This is a genomic window from Serratia sp. ASV30, assembly GCF_016428815.1.
GTDB lineage: Bacteria > Pseudomonadota > Gammaproteobacteria > Enterobacterales > Enterobacteriaceae > Chania > Chania fonticola_C.
The window spans coordinates 1-13,337 of sequence record NZ_JAELTL010000087.1 but is presented as its reverse complement, the minus strand read 5'-3'; the positions used below and the strand labels follow the sequence as shown (position 1 = coordinate 13,337).

General features: G+C 55.9%; 13 protein-coding genes and 1 other RNA gene. 9 read left to right on the top strand and 5 right to left on the bottom strand.

All coding sequences use genetic code 11. From position 1 onward, the window contains the following. Positions 1-663: SgrR family transcriptional regulator (locus JHD74_RS24170; RefSeq protein WP_199063690.1), on the bottom strand; the 663-nt coding region annotated here is incomplete at its 3' end. A 132-nt stretch (positions 664-795) separates the two neighbouring features. Here JHD74_RS24170 and cof point away from each other — a divergent pair. Continuing rightward, positions 796-1,617 carry an HMP-PP phosphatase gene (gene cof, locus JHD74_RS24165; RefSeq protein ID WP_199063689.1) on the top strand — a complete coding sequence of 274 codons (822 nt, stop codon included), beginning with the start codon at positions 796-798 and terminating at the stop codon, positions 1,615-1,617. An 87-nt stretch (positions 1,618-1,704) separates the two neighbouring features. On the opposite strand, the gene JHD74_RS24160 is transcribed toward cof, so the two are convergent. Then, positions 1,705-2,754, bottom strand: a complete 1,050-nt coding sequence (locus JHD74_RS24160) for a PLP-dependent cysteine synthase family protein (RefSeq protein WP_024528386.1) — start codon at positions 2,752-2,754, stop codon at positions 1,705-1,707. A gap of 122 nt (positions 2,755-2,876) precedes the next feature. On the opposite strand from JHD74_RS24160, the gene JHD74_RS24155 reads away from it, so the two are divergent. The 5 genes from JHD74_RS24155 (at position 2,877) to amtB (ending at position 8,901) form a co-directional block, all read left to right on the top strand. Continuing rightward, positions 2,877-3,338, top strand: a complete 462-nt coding sequence (locus JHD74_RS24155; protein WP_021180156.1) for an Lrp/AsnC family transcriptional regulator — start codon at positions 2,877-2,879, stop codon at positions 3,336-3,338. A gap of 80 nt (positions 3,339-3,418) precedes the next feature. Further along, positions 3,419-5,194, top strand: coding sequence for a SmdA family multidrug ABC transporter permease/ATP-binding protein (locus tag JHD74_RS24150; RefSeq protein WP_024528387.1), 1,776 nt, complete (start codon positions 3,419-3,421; stop codon positions 5,192-5,194). Beyond that, positions 5,187-6,965 carry a SmdB family multidrug efflux ABC transporter permease/ATP-binding protein gene (locus tag JHD74_RS24145; protein WP_199063688.1) on the top strand — a complete coding sequence of 593 codons (1,779 nt, stop codon included), beginning with the start codon at positions 5,187-5,189 and terminating at the stop codon, positions 6,963-6,965. Before JHD74_RS24150 ends, JHD74_RS24145 begins: the two co-directional genes overlap by 8 nt. Before the next feature lie 273 nt (positions 6,966-7,238). Then, positions 7,239-7,577: a P-II family nitrogen regulator gene (glnK, locus tag JHD74_RS24140; RefSeq protein WP_004949337.1), complete on the top strand. Its 339-nt coding sequence runs from the start codon at positions 7,239-7,241 to the stop codon at positions 7,575-7,577. A gap of 37 nt (positions 7,578-7,614) precedes the next feature. Further along, the gene (gene amtB, locus JHD74_RS24135; RefSeq protein WP_029711052.1) at positions 7,615-8,901 is read left to right on the top strand and encodes an ammonium transporter AmtB; all 1,287 of its coding nucleotides are present in this window, start codon (positions 7,615-7,617) and stop codon (positions 8,899-8,901) included. Between the two features lie 52 nt (positions 8,902-8,953). Here the strand turns inward: amtB and tesB are convergent, their stop codons facing one another. After that, a complete protein-coding gene (gene tesB, locus JHD74_RS24130; RefSeq protein WP_024484389.1) occupies positions 8,954-9,817 on the bottom strand; it encodes an acyl-CoA thioesterase II in 864 nt (287 codons plus the stop codon). A 234-nt stretch (positions 9,818-10,051) separates the two neighbouring features. Between tesB and JHD74_RS24125 the strand changes: the two genes are divergently transcribed. Then, positions 10,052-10,540 (top strand): YbaY family lipoprotein, encoded by a 489-nt coding sequence (locus JHD74_RS24125; protein ID WP_024484390.1) that lies wholly within the window; start codon positions 10,052-10,054, stop codon positions 10,538-10,540. A 53-nt stretch (positions 10,541-10,593) separates the two neighbouring features. Here the strand turns inward: JHD74_RS24125 and JHD74_RS24120 are convergent, their stop codons facing one another. Continuing rightward, positions 10,594-10,908 carry an MGMT family protein gene (locus JHD74_RS24120; RefSeq protein WP_024528390.1) on the bottom strand — a complete coding sequence of 105 codons (315 nt, stop codon included), beginning with the start codon at positions 10,906-10,908 and terminating at the stop codon, positions 10,594-10,596. Positions 10,909-11,115: 207 nt separating this feature from the next. Between JHD74_RS24120 and ffs the strand changes: the two genes are divergently transcribed. Further along, positions 11,116-11,212: signal recognition particle sRNA small type (ffs, locus tag JHD74_RS24115), an RNA gene on the top strand. 73 nt (positions 11,213-11,285) lie between these two features. Here ffs and JHD74_RS24110 read toward each other — a convergent pair. Continuing rightward, on the bottom strand, positions 11,286-13,073 hold the full coding sequence (locus tag JHD74_RS24110) for an adenine deaminase (RefSeq protein ID WP_199063687.1): 1,788 nt from the start codon (positions 13,071-13,073) through the stop codon (positions 11,286-11,288). Positions 13,074-13,208: 135 nt separating this feature from the next. Between JHD74_RS24110 and JHD74_RS24105 the strand changes: the two genes are divergently transcribed. Beyond that, the coding region (locus tag JHD74_RS24105) for a LysR family transcriptional regulator (RefSeq protein ID WP_199063686.1) at positions 13,209-13,337 on the top strand (129 nt) is incomplete at its 3' end.

Sequence of the window (13,337 nt, the reverse complement as noted above, 5' to 3'; positions counted from 1 at the left end):
GCTCAATAATGGCTGACTTCGCGGATGGTGTTGCAGGGCGTTGAGGGTTTGCAATAGCTGTTGGCCGGTCAAGGCCTCGCCGTTATGCCAGCGCAGTTGACTGCGTAGAAAGAACTGCCAACGCAGGCCGTCTTCGCTAATCTGCCAGTGATGGGCCAGATCGGGCTGCGGCTCGGGGCAACCGGTGTTGAAACGCGTCAAACCGGCATAAACGGTTGCGACCAGATGCTGTTCCGCACGGCCGCTTAGCGTCAACGGATCGAGCTTTTCCAACGTGCGGTAATAAGGGATACGCAGCGTAGGGCTGCCTTCCTGCCATTGGCCGCCGAGGTGAGGGCTCAGCAACTCTTGCAGATGCTGTGGCGCCAGCTGCGCCATTTCCAAGGCTCCCTGATGATCGCCCAGTTGCAGTAAACGTTGGAGATGCGCAGTCCGCAGTTCATCGGGGGTTTTCAGGCACTGCAGCTGCGCGCGTTTCCCCCTCCCAGCCTGTGATTGCCAACTTAGCCAACCTTGTTGCTGCAACTGCTGTACCAGAGTGCGTGCATGCCGCTCGCTGCAATAGAAGATCGCAGCTAATTCACCGATCGTGATCGCCACCGGCGTGCTGCCTAGCTGGTGGTACAAACGTTGATACTGGCCGAGGCGATGAACCAGGCGCATAGCGGTATCCTAGATGTTGCAAGCGATGAAAGATAAATCAGGAAGCATTTATACAAATTGTTCACTATTACTTCCGCAAATACCACCCCATACTGCGGTGATTGCCATTGTGCTCACATTTACGAGGTTCCTATGTATCGCCTGGCCGCTTTCGATATGGACGGCACCCTGCTGACCCCCGATCACCGTATCGGGCCGGAAACGCTGAGTGCGTTAAGGCAGCTTATCGACAGGGAGATGGTGGTGACCTTTGCCACTGGGCGGCATTACCTTGATGCTCAGCCGATCATGGCGCAACTGGGTCTACAAGGTTATCTGATCACCGGTAATGGCACTCGCGTCTATGACCAGCAAGGGCAGCAACTGCATGCTACCGACTTACCGGCGGAGATTGCCGAAGAGGTGTTGCACACCCACTGGCGTACCTCTGCCAGCATGCACGTGTTTCGTGATGAAGGTTGGTTGACCGAAACTGCGGTGCCGGAAATGCTGGCTGCACATCATCTCAGCGGCTTTCATTTCCAACTCGCCGATTTGCGCCGTCTGCCTGCGCTTGGCAACAGCAAGGTCTGTTTCTGTGCCCCCCATGAAGAACTGGTCAAACTACAGGCACAGTTGAGTGAGCATTTCGGCACCCGTGCCGATCTGTGCTTCTCGGCCTATGATTGCCTCGAAGTGCTGCCAACGGGCTGCAACAAGGGGGCAGCATTGGATAGGCTGAGCCGCCATCTGGGGCTGACGTTGGCTGATTGTATGGCCTTTGGCGATGCGATGAATGATAAGGAAATGCTCGCGGGAGTAGGGCACGGCGTGGTAATGGGCAATGCCCTGCCACAGTTGAAATCGTTACTGCCCCAACTACAGGTTATTGGCCACTGCGAACAGCAGGCGGTGGCTCACTATTTACAACATTGGCTGCGTTCACCACACCTCACCTATTCCCCCGAATTCTGAGGTATTAGCATTACAGCCGGCCGGGTATGACTACCCGGCTTTTTTTATCCCCTGAACTTCGCCTTAATGAGTTGGCAACCTAATAAGTTATTTACCTGACAAGTTAGCCAACTGAGCGCTATATGGTGTCAAATCGCCGATATGGTTGCTGACCCAGTCACTATTGTAATAGGTATCCAGATAGCGCTCGCCGCTGTCGCATAGCAGGGTGACGATGGCACCTTGCTCGCCTTTATCCCGCATCTGCTTGGCCAGTTGCAGTGCTCCCCATACGTTGGTCCCGGTAGAGGCGCCTACCTTACGGCCAAGAATATTTTCCAGCCAATAAATGGTGGCGATACTGGCGGCATCTGGCACGCGCAACATGTTGTCGATCACCGAAGGGATAAACGACGGTTCGGCGCGTGGGCGGCCAATCCCTTCGATGCGGCTGCCACAGCTGCCGATGATGGTGCGATCGCCATGATGGAAGCAGTCGTAGAACACCGAGTTTTCCGGATCGACCACGGTGAGCTGCGTATCATGACCTTGATAGCGAATATAGCGCCCCAGCGTCGCCGAGGTGCCACCAGTACCGGCACTCATCACGATGTGTTTCGGAACCGGGTGTGGTTCGCGCTCCATCTGGCGGAAAATGCTGTCGGCGATGTTGTTGTTACCACGCCAGTCGGTGGCGCGTTCGGCAAAGGTGAACTGATCCATATAATGGCCGTTCAGCTCTTTGGCCAACTCCTCTGACACCGCATAAATCTGGGCGGCATGATCGACAAAATGGCTGCGGCCACCGTAAAAGGCGATTTGCTCCACCTTACGTTTAGCCGTGCAGGAAGGCATCACCGCGATAAACGGCAGGCCGAGCAGGCGGGCAAAATAGGCTTCCGATACCGCCGTGCTGCCCGAAGAGGCTTCAATAATCGGCGTGTTCTGGTTGATCCAACCGTTACAGAGCCCATAAAGGAACAGCGAACGCGCCAGGCGGTGTTTCAGACTGCCGGTGGGGTGGGTGCTTTCATCTTTCAGGTAAAGATAGATGCCGGGAAATTCCGGCAGGTTCAAGCGGATCAAGTGCGTATCGGCGGAGCGTTGGAAATCCGCTTCTATTTCACCAATAGCATATTTTACCCAAGCGTTTGTCATGATCTGGCCTCAAAATAGGGTCTTAATTTATGCAGTAGCATAGCGGTTCAGCGAGAAAAAAGGATTGCCATTTTTCCTGTTTAATCGCCTAATGGGAGAAATATTTTCTATGAAATTACCTTATGTTGGATAAAACTGACCGAAAACTGCTGTGCATGCTGCAACAGGACTGTACGCAATCGCTGCAAGTGCTGGCCGAAGCGGTGAATCTGACCTCAACGCCCTGCTGGAAACGGCTAAAAAGGCTGGAAGATGAAGGTTATATTCGCGCACGCGTCGCGCTGCTGGATAATGAAAAGCTCGGGCTTGGCCTGACGGCGTTTGTGCTGATAAAAACCCAGCAGCACAGCAGCGAGTGGTATCAGAAATTTGTCGATCTCACCGCGCAGATGCCGGAAGTATTGGCGTTTTACCGTATGGCGGGGGAGTATGATTACCTGATGCAGGTCGAGGTGGCGGACATGAAAAGCTATGACAATTTCTATAAACGCCTGGTGACCGGCGTGCCGGGGCTGATTGATGTCACTTCCAGCTTCGCGATGGAAAAAATCAAATACACCACGGCGCTACCCGTGCCAGAGTGAAATCGTCACTCTACTGTTGAATGTTAAGGTTGCAGGGCTGCAGCCGGTAATTTGTCGGATATTGTCTGGAATAAAACTGCGTGAGACTCTTTGCTCAAATCGGCTGGTATTTCCGCCGCGAGTGGCGCCGCTACCTCGGGGCCGTGGTGCTACTGATTGCCATTGCCATATTGCAACTACTGCCGCCTAAGCTGGTTGGTATCATTGTTGATGGCGTCACCAAGGATCAGATGTCCAACAAGGTACTGATGGCCTGGCTGGGGTTGATGATTGGTACCGCCATTGTGGTTTATCTGTTGCGCTACGTGTGGCGAGTGCTGTTGTTTGGGGCTTCCTACCAGCTGGCCGTCGAACTGCGGGAAAACTTCTATCGCCAACTCAGCCGTCAGAACCCGGCCTTCTATCTGCGCCACCGTACCGGCGATTTGATGGCCAGAGCGACCAATGACGTCGACCGCGTGGTGTTTGCCGCCGGTGAAGGCGTGCTGACGCTGGTGGACTCTCTGGTCATGGGGCTGGCGGTGCTGATCGTGATGAGCACCCAGATCAGCTGGCAATTGACCCTGCTTTCCCTGATCCCGATGCCGATCATGGCGATCGTCATCAAATACTATGGCGATCAACTGCACCAACGTTTCAAGTCGGCGCAGGCCGCGTTTTCCAGCCTTAACGATCAGGCACAGGAGAGCATGACCAGCATTCGTATGATCAAGGCTTTTGGCCTGGAGGATCATCAGTCCAACCAGTTTGCCGAAGTGGCAGCGCAAACCGGCGCGAAGAATATGCACGTGGCGCGAGTTGATGCGCGCTTTGATCCGACGATTTACATCGCTATCGGTGCGGCCAACCTGCTGGCGATCGGCGGCGGTAGCTGGATGGTGGTTAACGGTTCTCTCACGCTGGGCCAACTGACCAGTTTTGTCATGTACCTTGGCCTGATGATTTGGCCGATGCTGGCACTGGCCTGGATGTTCAACATCGTCGAGCGCGGCAGTGCCGCCTATAGCCGTATCCGCAGCCTGCTGGAAGAGGCGCCGGCCGTGAAGGATGGTGAGCTCGATTTGCCCGCCGGGCGCGGCAACCTGAGTGTCGAAATCAACGCCTTCCATTATCCGCAAACCAACAAACCAGCGCTGCATGACGTGGCGCTACAGCTGCAACCGGGGCAAATGTTGGGGTTGTGTGGGCCTACCGGCTCGGGCAAGTCGACGCTGCTTTCGTTGATCCAGCGCCAATTCGATATTGATGACGGCCATATCAGCTATCACGGCTTGCCACTTACCCAGATCAAGCTCGATGAGTGGCGTTCACGCTTGTCGGTCGTTAGCCAGACGCCGTTCCTGTTCTCCGATAGCGTGGCCAATAATATTGCCTTGGGCAACCCGGCGGCCACTCAGGAACAGATTGAACAGGCAGCGCGCCTGGCCAGCGTACATGAAGATATTTTGCGTTTGCCTCAAGGTTACGAGACCGAGGTGGGTGAACGCGGCGTGATGCTTTCTGGTGGCCAGAAACAGCGTATTTCCATCGCGCGGGCGCTACTGCTGGAAGCGGAAATTCTGATCCTCGACGATGCTCTCTCGGCGGTGGATGGGCGCACCGAACACCAGATCCTGCATAACCTGCGCAGTTGGGGGCAAAACCGCACGGTGATCATCAGTGCACACCGCCTTTCGGCCTTGACGGAAGCCAGCGAAATCCTGGTGATGCAACACGGCTCGGTGGTACAGCGCGGTCAGCATGGGCAATTGGCTACCGAGCCTGGTTGGTATCGCGACATGTATCGTTATCAGCAACTGGAAGCGGCGTTGGATGAGGCTCCTGATAGCACCGAGGAGGCTTTGGCCGATGAGTAAAATACAAAACATGTGGCCAACGCTGAAACGTTTGCTGGCCTATGGTTCGCCATATCGTCAACCCTTGGGATTGGCGGTATTGATGTTGTGGGTAGCGGCGGCGGCGGAAGTCGCCGGGCCAATTCTGATCGGCTACTTTATTGATAACTACGTAGCCAAAGGGCAGTTGCCGCTGGTGATTGTCAGCTCCCTGGCTGTGGCTTATATCCTGCTGGAACTGCTCGCTGCGGCGTTGCACTATTTCCAGGCCATTCTGTTTAATCGGGTGGCGGTCGGGGTGGTACAGCGGTTGCGCACCGACGTGATGGACGCGGCCCTGCGCCAACCGCTGAGCGCCTTTGATACCCAGCCTGTCGGGCAATTGATCTCGCGGGTGACCAACGATACCGAAGTGATCAAAGATCTCTATGTGATGGTGGTGTCCACGGTACTGAAAAGTGCGGCACTGATCGGGGCGATGCTGGTAGCGATGTTCAGCCTGGACTGGCGTATGGCGCTGGTGGCGATCTGCATCTTTCCGGCGGTGCTGGTGGTGATGGGGATCTATCAATACTACAGCACGCCGATCGTGCGGCGGATGCGTAGCTACCTGGCGGATATCAACGACGGCTTCAACGAAGTGATCAGCGGCATGGGGGTGATCCAGCAGTTCCGCCAACAGATCCGCTTTGGTGAGCGCATGAGCGCGGCCAGCCGTTCGCATTATACCGCCCGGATGCAGACGCTGCGGCTGGATGGTTTCCTGTTGCGGCCGTTGCTTAGCCTGTTCTCTGCCCTGGTACTATGCGGCCTGTTGATGCTGTTTGGCTTCAGCGGCGAAGGCGCGATTGGTGTGGGGGTGCTGTATGCCTTCATCAACTATCTTGGCCGATTGAACGAACCGTTGATTGAGCTGACTGCCCAGCAATCGATATTGCAGCAGGCTGTAGTGGCAGGTGAGCGTATTTTCGAACTGATGGATCGCAGCCAGCAGAGCTATGGCAGTGACGATCGTCTGCTGGCGAGCGGCCGTATCGATGTCAGCGACCTGAGCTTTGCCTACCGCAGCGACAAAAAAGTGCTGCAGCACATCTCGTTGCAGGTTCCGTCACGGGGTTTTGTTGCCCTGGTGGGCCATACCGGCAGCGGAAAGAGCACCCTGGCTAACCTGTTGATGGGCTATTACCCGCTGAGCGAAGGGGAAATTTGTCTGGATGGTCGTCCGTTGTCCAGTCTTTCACATCGTACCCTGCGCCAAGGCATTGCTATGGTGCAGCAAGATCCGGTGGTGATGGCGGAATCGGTGCTGGCGAACGTCACGCTTGGTCGCTCTATCGGTGAAGAAGCGGTCTGGCAGGCGCTGGAAACGGTGCAACTGGGGGAACTGGTACGTAGCTTCCCACAGGGCATCCATACACGCCTGGGGGAGCAGGGGAATAACCTGTCCGTAGGACAGAAGCAGTTGTTGGCCTTGGCGCGCGTGCTGGTCCAGGCACCGCAGATCCTGATCCTGGATGAAGCGACCGCAAACATCGACTCTGGCACCGAGCAGGCGATCCAGCGTGCCTTACGGTTGATCCGCGAGCAGACGACGCTGGTGGTGATCGCCCATCGCCTTTCAACCATTGTGGATGCCGACTCTATTCTGGTACTGCATCGCGGTCATGCCGTAGAGCAGGGCAACCATCAGCAGCTGTTGGCACAGCAGGGCCGCTACTACCAGATGTATCAGCTACAACTGGTGGGCGAAGAGTTGGCTGCCACGGCTCGCGACGAAACTCAGCCCGCATAACTTCAAGCAAGGGCTCCGCTCCAGGAGCCCGCACCACCAACAGGCAATAGCACTTTTCAACTCCCTCCTACTGCACTTTCCCAACGCGTAATGCACCAAAAAGGTGCGCGATCTCCAGGTGGCGATCTCTGCTTTCGTCCAGAGTTAGACTCTGATCATGGGTAAAATAACATAAGCAATTGAATTTAAATGCAAAATAATTTGTGGCACAGCCTTTGCTTTATATGACTCGTACCGGGGGTAAGTTTTTGGGCTTAATCGTGGAGAGGCAATATGAAGCTGGTTACCGTGGTGATCAAACCATTCAAGTTAGAGGACGTGCGTGAAGCCTTATCCTCTGTAGGTATTCAGGGGCTGACCGTAACCGAAGTCAAAGGCTTTGGCCGCCAGAAGGGTCATGCCGAGCTCTATCGCGGGGCAGAGTACAGCGTCAATTTCTTACCTAAGGTCAAAATTGATATCGCTATTGCCGATGACCAGCTGGATGAAGTGGTTGATGTGATTAGCAAGGCGGCCTACACCGGCAAGATCGGTGACGGCAAAATTTTCGTTGCCGAATTGCAACGTGTGATTCGAATTCGTACCGGCGAAACCGACGAAGCGGCTCTGTGATCGCAGGCTCAGTCAACTGAATGGGGATGGATTGATAATGAAAAGACTGTTATCCACGTTGGGCCTGAGTTTGGTAACCCTGGTTCCTTCTTTGGCTCTGGCCGCTCCGGCGGTGGCAGACAAGGCGGACAACGCCTTTATGATGATTTGCACCGCGCTGGTGCTGTTTATGACCTTACCGGGCGTGGCGCTGTTCTACGGCGGCCTGCTGCGCTCGAAGAACGTCCTCTCCATGTTGACTCAGGTGACAGTTACCTTTGCCCTGGTGTGCGTGCTGTGGGTTATTTACGGTTACAGCCTGGCGTTCAGCGAAGGTAATGCCTTCTTCGGTGGCTTCCAGACCGTGATGCTTAAAGGGATCGGGATCGATAGCCTGACCGGCACCTTTAGCCAGATGATCCACGTGGCGTTCCAGTGCTCTTTCGCCTGTATTACCGTGGCGTTGGTGGTGGGTGGCTTTGCTGAACGCATCCGCTTCTCTGCGGTGGTTATTTTTGCCGCCATCTGGTTCACGATTTCCTACCTGCCGATTGCGCATATGGTTTGGGGCGGCGGTTTCCTGGCAACCGACGGCGCATTGGACTTTGCGGGCGGTACCGTGGTGCATATCAACGCCGCCAGTGCTGGTCTGGTAGGGGCCTACCTGTTGGGTAAACGTGCTGGTTATGGTAAAGAGGCCTTCAAGCCACACAACCTGCCGATGGTGTTTACCGGTGCCTCGATCCTGTATATCGGTTGGTTTGGCTTCAACGCCGGTTCGGCCAGTGCGGCCAACGGTATTGCGGCGCTGGCGTTCCTCAACACGGTGATAGCCACTGCCGGTGCAATCCTCTCCTGGACCTTCGCCGAGTGGGTCGTACGCGGTAAACCTTCTCTGCTGGGAGCCTGCTCGGGCTGTATCGCGGGTCTGGTTGCGATTACGCCAGCGGCGGGTACCGTGGGGGTAGGTGGTGCGCTGATTATTGGCCTGATAGGCGGTGTCGCTGGCTTGTGGGGTGTGGTAACGCTGAAGAAATGGCTGAAAGTGGACGACACCTGCGATGTGTTTGGTGTGCACGGGGTGTGCGGTATCGTTGGCTGTCTGTTGACCGGCGTCTTCACCGCCTCATCACTGGGCGGAACGGGCTACGCCGCTGGCGTTACCATGGGGCATCAGGTGTGGGTCCAGTTGCTGAGCGTTATTGTGACGCTGGTGTGGTCGAGCGTGGCCGCGTTTATCGCCTTCAAGGTAGCCGGGGCCGTGGTGGGGCTGCGCGTACCGGAAGAGCAGGAACGCGAAGGCCTGGATGTGAACAGCCACGGCGAGAATGCTTATAACCAGTAAAATATGTTGAATTAAACTCTGAGGGGCGATGGAAACATCGCCCCTTTTTCATTTAAACATCGCGCTTGCGGATAACGCCTTCTTGCACCGTCGTCGCCACCAGCACACCGTCGCGGGTGTAGAACTGGCCGCGTACAAAGCCACGGGCACCTGAGGCTGAGGTGCTTTCTACCGCATACAGTAGCCAGTCGTCCATGCGGAACGGGCGGTGGAACCACATGGAATGGTCAATGGTCGCCACCTGCATGCCTGGTTCTAGGAAACCGACACCATGTGGCTGTAGCGCCGTCAGCAGGAAGTGGAAGTCGGAGGCGTAGCCAAGCAGATACTGATGGATCCGCAGGTCGTCCGGCATGGTGCCGTTGGCACGGAACCAGACGTGGCGATACGGCTCTTCCACGCTGCCCTTCAACGGGTTGTGGAATTTCACCGGGCGCATTTCGATCGGCTTCGGGCCAATAAATTTGTCGCGCACTTTTTCAGGCAGCATATGCGACAGCTTTTGTGCTATTTCTGACTCCGACATCAATCCTTCCGGCGGTGGGACATCCGGCATGGTGTTTTGGTGTTCAAAACCTTGCTCGGGGCTTTGGAAGGAGGCCGTCATATAGAAAATGGGTTTGCCATTTTGAATGGCGCTAACGCGGCGCGCGCTGAAGCTATTGCCGTCACGCAGGGTTTCTACGTCATAAACTATCGGTTTGCTGCTATCCCCAGGGCGCAGGAAATAGCTGTGGAAGGAGTGAACGATACGCTCCGCGGGAACGGTTTGCTTGGCGGCATACAGCGCCTGGCCAACCACCTGACCGCCAAAGACCTGGCGTAACCCCAGATCTTCGCTTTGGCCACGAAATAAACCTTCTTCAATTTTTTCCAAATCCAGCAGTTCGAGGAGGTTGTGCAGTGCCTGGCTCATAAAGTGGCGATCCTTTTAGTCATCATGTTGCGCAGTGTGCTGAATATGATGGCAGGACGTCAATATATTGCGTTATTTCTGCGGGGGAAGCTACCGCAGTCAGGGGCTGCGTCATGAGGCCTTAGGGCTATTTAGGCCTAGTCCGATAGGCAGTTGTTAGTATTTTGTGCTAGGTTTAATCAGTGTAGTGGTTTAAGCCACCAACATGTGACTAATAATAAAGGAGACCGACCCATGAAACTCTGGCAAATGGTAGGGGGAGCAGCCGCATTGACGATCACACTGGCAGGCTGTGCCCACAAGAATGCGGATGTGCCAACGCAGACGGCTAACGCTGCGGCTTCGCAAACGCAGATCCAAGGCCCGGTGGTGCAGGGCTCAGTTAATATTCGCCAGCGTATCGCGCTGCCACCGGATGCGGTACTGACAGTGACCCTGTCCGATGCATCACTTGCTGATGCCCCTTCACGAGTGATTTCACAGCAGGCGATGCGTACTGAAGGTTTGCAGAGCCCGTTCCGCTTTACGCTACCGTACAATCCAGCGGACATTCAGCCTAATGCGCGTATCATCCTGAGCGCGGCGATTACGGTGAATGGCCAGTTAATGTTTATCACCGACACCATTCAGGAAGTGATCAACCGTAACGGGACTCAGGCCGATCTGCTGTTGGTACCGGTACAAAACGTTCCGGTTCAGGTTGCACCTACCCCAGCTCCGTAAGCAGCAATGCCTTCATCTGACAGCCTTTGTGCCTTTGGCCAAGGGCTGTTTTTTTACCAGTGCCAACCATACCGTTCAAAATCAACCGTGCTTTGCGGGCCAAAAATAATCCCTTCTGCCAGTAACGCCTGTCGTTGGCGCTGAAAATCTTCACCCTGCTGTGAGATCTGCCCGTGCCGATTAATGACCCGGTGCCAGGGCAGGGTGCTGCCCTCTGGTAAACGCCGTAATACGCCGCCAACCTGACGTGCCGCACGGGGTGAGCCTGCCAGCCGCGCAACTTCGCCGTAGGTAGTGACCTTGCCAGGAGGAATGGCGGCCACGATATGGAATACGCGTTGGCTGAAGGTAGCATCTTCTGGTTGCATGACTCTCTTCCTGCGTGATGAGTTGAGCGGCGAATATTTGCTCCTGACAATTTAGCAACATTGCTACTCGGTCACCAATCTAAACTCAGGTGCGACGGGCGAGATGGGTAAGAAAACAGCGGTTGCTCCCGGTTGGCTTGCTATTTGCTTGGCCATCACCGATAATGCCCACCGCTTCGCAATTCAAGAAGCCGTCAATGGGGGCCCTGTTGGTTCTCCCGCAACACTAACTGGTGAACTCGGTCAGATCCGGAAGGAAGCAGCCGTAGCGAGTGACGTGTGTGCCGGGATGTAGCTGGCAGGGTCCCCACCAATTTCTAACTCCCCACCTCCTAAAAAAGCACCGACAAGCCGCCGATGCCTTGCCTATATGATGTTTATGCCTGGGTTTCCCAGCAGGCAACCAGCGGATCAACGATCTGGCGCGTTGTGCCGTCGGTCAGGCCCAAATCCGTCAGGTGCGGCCCGGCATTGCATGCCAGGCAGGTGCCCTCAATCGCCTTGAACACCCGGTAGGGGGGGTCCCAGTCTGCAACTTTGGCACTCAGATCGCGCAGGTTTTTAAACTGCTCTGCCAGCTGTGCGGCGGGGAGATCGGAAAGCATTCCGGCGATCGGCATGTCCACCTGCGCCAATATCTCACCGTTCTGGCTAAGAGCCATGCCGCCGCCGGTGGCAATTAGCGCGTTGGCGGCCAGCGCCATGTCATGAGGATCGCGGCCCAGCACCACCAGGTTATGCGAATCATGAGAGTAGCTGGTGGCAATTGCCCCCCGTAGTTCCCCCCAACCTTCCAGCAATGCCAACTGAGGCTTGGCTGGGTGCCGGGCGTGGCGATGCTGTACCCAAATCAGACTGAACCCCGGCGGGAGCTGTACCTTGCCGTCGCGCACTTCTACCGTAGTTTCATTCCATTGGGTGAAACGTGCCCCTTTGATATGGCGCAACGTGGCCTGGCCGTGACTGATGGCCGCAACCCGCATGATGAAATCATCTGCGGCCAATGGTGAAAGATGGAGTGTGTCACGTGGTGCGGATACGCCTGGCGTGGCTTGTACTGGAGTCAGCATTTTTCCCTGCTCTGCCAGACACTGGCCAGCAACGTAAACCCTCCGGGCCTGGAGGTGTTCCAGGGAATCAAAGACGACCAGATCGGCGATCCTTCCTGCGGCAATCAGGCCCAGATCGTTACGTTGCAAGCGTATGGCGGCATTGAGCGTAGCCATCCGTAGTGCATCGGTGGCCGGTAATCCATGTTCAATCAGCAGATTGAGCAGGGCGATAACGCCGCCTTTCTCCAGCAGCATATCGGGTGGCACATCATCAGTGCAGAGGGTGATTTGGGAGGAGAAGTGCGGCAGAGATTTTAATGCCGCAACAATTTCAGGCAACAGATAAGGATGAGAGCCCCGGATCTCCAGCGTCAGCCCAGAGCGTAGTTTCTCCAGAGCATCGGCAGCAGAGGTCAGCTCATGATCGGAGGTTACGCCTGCAGCAAGATAGGCTTGCAGCTGCGGGCCGCTCAAACCGCGCGCATGACCTTCAATCAATTTTCCGCTGTTAAGCCCGGCGTTGAGGATCTCCTGCATCCGTTCGCTGCCGTGCAGCACGCCGTGCATATCCATCACTTCCGCCACGCCGCCAACTTCGGGCCAGGCTAGCATGGTATCCATCTCATTACCGCCAAAGTCGGCACCGGACATTTCCAGCCCAGGGGTCGAAGGCACGCTGGAAGGTGCAGCGCAGATCACCCTTAGAGGCAGATTGCGGCTGGCATCTACCGCGTAGCGCACTCCCGCAACGCCAAGCACGTTCGCTAGTTCATGAGGATCCCAGAAAATGGTGGTGGTGCCCTGTGCGACGACGATCTCGGCATAGCGTTCTGGCAGCAGATGGGAGCTCTCAACGTGCACATGGGTATCGATCAGACCTGGGCTGAGGTAGGCTCCCGCCAGGTCTTGTGTCCGATGTGCCGTTGGCAAGGCGCCACAAGGGCGAACGCTGGCGATCAGCGGGCCGACAATGCCAATATCAACCAGGCGGATTTCGCCCGTGACCATGTCGATCAGGTTGGCATTGGTCAGCAAGAGATCAAACGGCGTATTGCCCAGCGCGGCCTGTACGGCACGTTGGCGTTCACTGTTACTGACAGAAAAGGTGGTCATGATAATCCCCGGAATAAGAGTAAGGGGTTACTGTAGGTGGGAGCGTAAGCTTTGCACAGATGATTTAATTTATTGTGCGATAAGAAACGTTTATGCTGTGGCAAACGTTTACCTCTTTTCCTGGCAGGTTAGGCTATGTCCGAGCCATGGCGACGGTTACCCGCGCTATCCCTCAAGCAAATTCAGTACTTTGTGACCCTGGCGCAGCTACGACATTTCACCGATACCGCCAGCCGTCTGGCGATCAGCCAACCCGCGTTAAGC

What these genes read in the sequence shown, in the direction of transcription:
- JHD74_RS24110 (WP_199063687.1), bottom strand. Translation starts at nt 13,073, where the DNA reads ATGACCACCTTTTCTGTCAGTAACAGTGAACGCCAACGTGCCGTACAG.
- JHD74_RS24155 (WP_021180156.1), top strand. Translation starts at nt 2,877, where the DNA reads ATGTTGGATAAAACTGACCGAAAACTGCTGTGCATGCTGCAACAGGAC.
- glnK (WP_004949337.1), top strand. Translation starts at nt 7,239, where the DNA reads ATGAAGCTGGTTACCGTGGTGATCAAACCATTCAAGTTAGAGGACGTG.
- JHD74_RS24160 (WP_024528386.1), bottom strand. Translation starts at nt 2,754, where the DNA reads ATGACAAACGCTTGGGTAAAATATGCTATTGGTGAAATAGAAGCGGAT.
- JHD74_RS24145 (WP_199063688.1), top strand. Translation starts at nt 5,187, where the DNA reads ATGAGTAAAATACAAAACATGTGGCCAACGCTGAAACGTTTGCTGGCC.
- tesB (WP_024484389.1), bottom strand. Translation starts at nt 9,817, where the DNA reads ATGAGCCAGGCACTGCACAACCTCCTCGAACTGCTGGATTTGGAAAAA.
- amtB (WP_029711052.1), top strand. Translation starts at nt 7,615, where the DNA reads ATGAAAAGACTGTTATCCACGTTGGGCCTGAGTTTGGTAACCCTGGTT.
- JHD74_RS24120 (WP_024528390.1), bottom strand. Translation starts at nt 10,908, where the DNA reads ATGCAACCAGAAGATGCTACCTTCAGCCAACGCGTATTCCATATCGTG.
- cof (WP_199063689.1), top strand. Translation starts at nt 796, where the DNA reads ATGTATCGCCTGGCCGCTTTCGATATGGACGGCACCCTGCTGACCCCC.
- JHD74_RS24125 (WP_024484390.1), top strand. Translation starts at nt 10,052, where the DNA reads ATGAAACTCTGGCAAATGGTAGGGGGAGCAGCCGCATTGACGATCACA.